Source organism: Oleiphilus sp. HI0080, assembly GCF_001635135.1.
In genome coordinates, this window is record NZ_LWFU01000567.1 from 1 (window position 1) to 5,681 (window position 5,681).

General features: G+C 47.7%; 5 protein-coding genes and 1 pseudogene. 3 read left to right on the forward strand and 3 right to left on the reverse strand.

The annotated features are described in order from the left end of the window. Positions 1 to 1,592 (forward strand): HDOD domain-containing protein (locus tag A3751_RS12555; RefSeq protein WP_156492416.1); only part of this gene is annotated, 1,592 nt, incomplete at its 5' end. Positions 1,593 to 1,645: 53 nt separating this feature from the next. Further along, positions 1,646 to 2,518: an archaetidylserine decarboxylase gene (gene asd / locus A3751_RS12560; protein ID WP_068456534.1), complete on the forward strand. Its 873-nt coding sequence runs from the start codon at positions 1,646 to 1,648 to the stop codon at positions 2,516 to 2,518. Positions 2,519 to 2,523: 5 nt separating this feature from the next. Here asd and A3751_RS12565 read toward each other — a convergent pair whose 3' ends face one another. The 3 genes from A3751_RS12565 to efp form a co-directional block, all read right to left on the reverse strand. Further along, a complete protein-coding gene (locus tag A3751_RS12565; protein WP_197466318.1) occupies positions 2,524 to 3,504 on the reverse strand; it encodes a DUF3080 family protein in 981 nt (326 codons plus the stop codon). A gap of 73 nt (positions 3,505 to 3,577) precedes the next feature. Beyond that, on the reverse strand, positions 3,578 to 4,519 hold the full coding sequence (epmA, locus tag A3751_RS12570; RefSeq protein ID WP_068456539.1) for an EF-P lysine aminoacylase EpmA: 942 nt from the start codon (positions 4,517 to 4,519) through the stop codon (positions 3,578 to 3,580). A 73-nt stretch (positions 4,520 to 4,592) separates the two neighbouring features. Continuing rightward, entirely contained in the window at positions 4,593 to 5,165 is a 573-nt protein-coding gene (efp, locus tag A3751_RS12575; RefSeq protein ID WP_068456541.1) for an elongation factor P, read from the reverse strand. Between the two features lie 219 nt (positions 5,166 to 5,384). Between efp and A3751_RS12580 the strand changes: the two are divergent. Then, positions 5,385 to 5,681: pseudogene (locus tag A3751_RS12580) on the forward strand (EF-P beta-lysylation protein EpmB); the annotation flags it as partial.

Sequence of the window (5,681 nt, forward strand, 5' to 3'; positions counted from 1 at the left end):
TCCCTACTGCATTATCTTTGGCGCCAACATGCATAAAGCAAATGGATGAGGGATCGCCAAGCTATCTCGATCTCGCAAGAATACTGGCATCAGACCCGGTGATCTCGCTCACTTTGATGCGTAAAGCCAATCAGAATCCTCGCCAAACATCTGTATTCAGCAAAACACTTGACCATGCGATGAGTATGCTGGGCCATGCTCAGATCCGAGAAGTTCTGACCAAAACGCCTAAACTGGAAACAAAGTACGGATATCGAGCTTACTATCAAGCGCAAAATATCAGCCTCACTCGCGCCAGCCTAGCTCAAACATTTGCTGAGGCAAAAGGCACACAAAAGGGCAACGATGTTTTTTGGGGGAGTCTCTTCGCAGATGCAGCCGAATGGTATTTGTGGTGCTACGCAACACCACTAATGCGTAAGATAGCATCCTGCCCACAAGCGCATCAGAAGCAAGAAGCCGAAGTTCAACTCGGTTGCGACTTGAACGCGTTGCAACTGGAAATACTAAAAGCGCTCAATGCACCCGAGCTCGCAATTCAATCCAAACAAAGTCAGCATTGTTTGTCATCGCGCGACTGGGCGATGATGGCTAAATTTGGTCAAGCGAATGCCAGACCTCAAGCGCCACTAAGTGGGCAAGATAGCGCCATCGAGTTGAGTCCGTCACTCAAGATTGCTCGTCAAAATCCCTTATTTTTCATCGAACTATCGCGCTTTTATCTGCATTACTACCTAGGCAACAGTGAACCGAAGCAAATTTCACGCGCCCTCGCGGTCACCTCAGCAGGCCTCAACATGCCTGTGGATGAAGTGCGAAGCCTCACTACACAGGGGCTCATCAAAATCGCACGTCAATATCGACTGCCTTTCTGCACCAGCGCCATTACTCAGGTGTTCGAAGATATAAGGGAAGACTATCCAGAGAACGAGACGACACACCACGTTACGCCGCAAAAACGTGCGATCACAAGCGTGAGCTCAAGACAATCCATACCAAAACATGGCTCGATTGACGTCACCTCACAGAAGGCAAAAGCGTCGGAATCGAAAACCGTGTTCACACCCGACAAAAGCTTTCTCGAGTTGCTGCGAAAGATGAAAGAATCCCCAGCATCTTTTTCTTCCGGTGCCGAGCTAATGGGGCAGCTAGCAAATCAGATTCAACAAGGCCTCAAACTTGAGCGATCGGCAATATATGTTCTAAACAAAGACAAAACGCGTCTTAAATCCTACTTCACTTCGGGCATCAGCGAAAAAGATCCGCTGAAAGGCTTTGAAACGCAAATTATCAAGGGCACCATTTTCAAAGTACTTTCAGAGAAACCCGCTGCTGTTTGGCTTAAGCCCAGCTCAAGAAAGGAAGTTGCTGATCTCGTCCCGATGAATTTCAAGCAAACAACACAGCGCGATGAGTCCTTGTTTGCCTCGATATTTGTTCGCAACAAACCGGTCGCAATTTTATATGCCGATCAGGCGCAGAACAAAGCCATCGATGAGGCGCAGTTCCGTTATTTCAAGCTAGCAACAAAAGCGCTTGAGGCCGCATTGGCCGCCCTACGCAACAAGCAATCGAATCATGCCAATCCGTAGAGACTCTGCTATCATCCGCGTCATAATCGAACCTTATTCTTTGGAAGCCTCATATGAACGTTGATGATCTCTTCGTATTTAGTCAATACATCAGCCCGCAACACCTTCTCTCTCGCATGGCTGGAAAGCTAGCGAACACAACCGTACCGTCGATCAAAAACAATTTCATAGAATGGTTTGTAGAGAAATACCAAGTAGATATGAGCGAAGCTGCAGAGCCGAACCCAACTGCTTACGCCTGCTTTAATGACTTCTTCACCAGAGCATTAAAAGAAGGCGCTCGTCCTATTGACGACGATCCGCAAGTGCTTTGTTCGCCTGTCGATGGCGCCATTAGCCAACTCGGTAAAATTAAGCAAGGGCAGATTTTTCAGGCCAAAGGACAGAGCTTTAATGTCAACGAACTTCTCGGCGGAGATGTCGAATTAGCGCAACCATTTATTGATGGTGAGTTTGCAACCATCTATCTTTCTCCAAAAGATTATCACCGCATTCATATGCCGATAACCGGCACGCTGCGTAAGATGGTCTACATTCCAGGAAAGCTATTCTCTGTTAATCCTGTAACAGCTCAAAAAGTCCCGAACCTATTTGCGCGTAACGAACGTGTTGTTGCTATTTTTGATACCGACATTGGCCCCATCGCCATGGTGCTCGTTGGCGCGATGATCGTTGCGAGTGTCGAAACTACTTGGGCAGGCTTAGTTGCGCCGATGCGCAAAAATGTTGTGCAATTTGACTACCAACTCGACAACGACATTACCATAGAAAAAGGTGAAGAGATGGGCCGCTTCAAGCTGGGTTCAACAGTGGTACTCTGTGCTCCAGCTGGCAGCATGGAATTCCTTGAAGGCATGACGGCCGAAGCGCCCGTTCGAATGGGAGAACCATTTGCCCGGAAGATTACCCCGAGAGCAAAACCTTGATTAAGTTAGCGCTCTGAGCATCTTGCTTTGAGCGCTTCTTGCGTGAGCAAAATTTTCAGCTTTTCTACATGCTGCTGCACCGCATGACGGGTCTCATTAAAAAGCCTATCTCGCCGCTTCATCCAACTAAGATAATCATTACTCAACAGATCAAAAAATGCGCCCTCGAGTGAAGCGATGGCCGTCGAATTGGCGTACTGTCGTTTACTCAAAGCAGCGGCCCACACTTGCACATCACCAACAAAAAATTTTTGAACAACGTTAGCCAACACATCGAACGAATAGAGCGTCCTCGCAGTACACAATTTTTCTGATGCCAGCACTGAATCAAGCAAATCATTCAATAACTGCATTCTCTTCAGCAAAAGAGCCGTCGCCTTCAATAACGCTCCGCCATCGCCACTCGAAATAAGAAACAACTGCCTCTCAAACAGCTCTCTGTCCGTCCTGACATCTCCGCTCAACCAAGTATCTCGCATTGATACAAGCTTATAAAAAGCCCTTTCCGACTCGCCACTTAAATCAGCACTAGGATACCGTTCAAGCGCTCGAGGCATCTTCCAGAACGCTTTATATTCAGGTCCTCCAAGCACAGAGAGCGCGATGCTTCGATCAAGCCGATCGCGTTTTTGATCAAGCGCGCTCGTTAATTGAAGCGCCAGCTCTTGTTCCTGATTTTCAACCAACGAGGTAATACATTCGGGCGCCAACTCAATAAACCTGAGTGTGCTGATCAGTTTTTGGGAATCTGGGGCAAGTTTACCGAGAGATGCATTGGAAAGCGCAACAACCTCTTGTAATCGACATCCGTACAGGCGCAAAAAATCCAACAGATTGATCGTACTGGCCTGGTTGTCAAACCTTGTCTCTCTTATCACTTTATTTGGTAACGAGGGCACACTCTCATCATCAACTTGAGACGACGAAACTAACTCAAACTCTAGCCGCTCAAAAACATTCTCCAACCGAGACTGATAGTTGTTCAACGCTTCTTCGCCTCGCTCTTTTGAGCAGGCAACCAACACGACGCTGCAAAAGCATAATAAAACGAGAGGCTTGTTAAGCACGATCAAAAGGAAAGGCCAAGACATCTGAGAGTTTATTGGCACCCTGCTTTAACAGGAGCAAGCGATCTAAGCCAAGCGCTACACCAGCGCACTCGGGCAAACCATTTTGCAAAGCAGCCACCAAATGTTCATCCGCATTGACATCTTGCAAACCAAGCTCAACACGAAGCGCTCTGTCTTCTGCGAAGCGACGCGCCTGCTCCTCTGCATCCGTCAACTCATCGTAGGCATTGGCAAGCTCAATTCCTTGCACATAAAGCTCTGCTCGCTTGCCAATACAATCACCATCAACATCCTTTTCGATTCGCGCGAGCGATGCTTGACTAGCAGGATAGTCCATTAAAAAACAAGGCTCGTTAAAGCCAAGGGTTGGCTCAATACAATGACTAACCAGCAAGTCCAAACAGCCATCCCGGTCTAACCCAAGAGCATCGCAGCCGGTTCTTGTTTTGCAGCAATCTCGCAAATCACTCAGCGAAGCCTGGAACGGGTTAATCTCCAGAACATCATGAAACGCTTTCTTATAACTAAGCTTCCTGGGCTCGGGACAACCCAATACGTGACACACAAGTGTCGCTACTTCACTCATTAGCTCGTCCAAGCTCCATCCAACACGATACCATTCCAACATCGTAAACTCAGGATTATGACGTGCGCCCACTTCATTGCGCCGAAAGCTTTTGCAAATCTGATAAATATCACCACTACCATCGGCAAGCAGGCGCTTCATTGCAAACTCTGGCGAGGTCTGCAAAAAAAGCACTGACTCTTCCTCTATACGAAGACTATCGAGGTAAGGGTCGGTCGAACCTGAACGACTTAGAACAGGCGTTTCTACTTCAAGCACATTCCGCTCAAAGAAAAAAGCCCGCAACTGAGCGTACAGCTCAGCGCGGGCTTTTATAGCATCATGCGTGCAAGCAGACTGCCACATGCAAGTACCTCGAAACTCTATTTTGACTTAAGCCTTTAGCTATTTGATAAGCCTTTAGCTATTTTATCAGCCTTTAGCTCTTGGCTCGGCTAACGTAATCACCAGTTCGCGTATCAATTTTCAACACCTCACCGATGTTAATAAACAATGGAACGTTTACCACAGCACCGGTAGTTAATGTTGCCGGCTTGGTACCGCCCTGTGCAGTATCACCTTTGAGGCCAGGATCCGTTTCAACCACTTCCAGCTCAACAAAGTTTGGTGGGGCAACCGTCAATGGCGCGCCGTTATATAGCGTAACCACATATACTTCTTGTTCTTTCAACCATTTTACTGCGTCTTCTACTGCTTTTGCATCTGCGCCGTGCTGCTCGAAAGAACCGTCCGTCATCATGAAGTGCCAGAACTCACCATCTGTGTATAGGTACTCCATGTCATGTTCCATGACATCTGCGCCCTCAAGAGACTCACCAGATTTAAAGGTACGTTCCCAGACGCGACCAGTGCGTAAGTTACGCAATTTCACTCGATTGAATGCCTGACCTTTACCCGGTTTTACATATTCGTTTTCAAGAATCGAACATGGGTCGCCATCCAGCATGACCTTCAAGCCGCCTTTAAATTCATTAGTAGAGAAATTTGCCATCTTATCACCCAATCTTTCCCGTTTTGGACGGGTCTCTAAATCAAAGCGCACGGAGTCGCGCGAGCACAGAATAATTGTGCTATCGCATCGACTCGGTACAGTGTAAATTACGCAGCCGCGAAACGGCCTAAAAATTGGCGGCAATCATACACGCTTCAGCCAATTCTGTCGAAACGAAGCCCTAACCAAACGCCACGAACACTGGCCAACGGAAGCCTCATGCCCAATATCAAGCTAAAAAGCATGACCGACACACCCGCGCAACCGTCGCAGTGGAAGAAAATTCTGAGTGCAAGCACTATTTCTGCGCAAGACTTGCTCATCAGGCTTGAGCTGGATGAGCACCCGCTACTCGATCAAAATGCCCCATCTTTTCCACTACGAGTTCCCGAGCCATTTTTGAACAAAATTGAAAAAGGGAACCCCAATGACCCGTTGTTATTGCAGGTGCTACCGCAAGCCCAGGAATCTCTAGACATTGAAGGCTATGCTAGCGAACCTCTCCTGGAGCAGAAC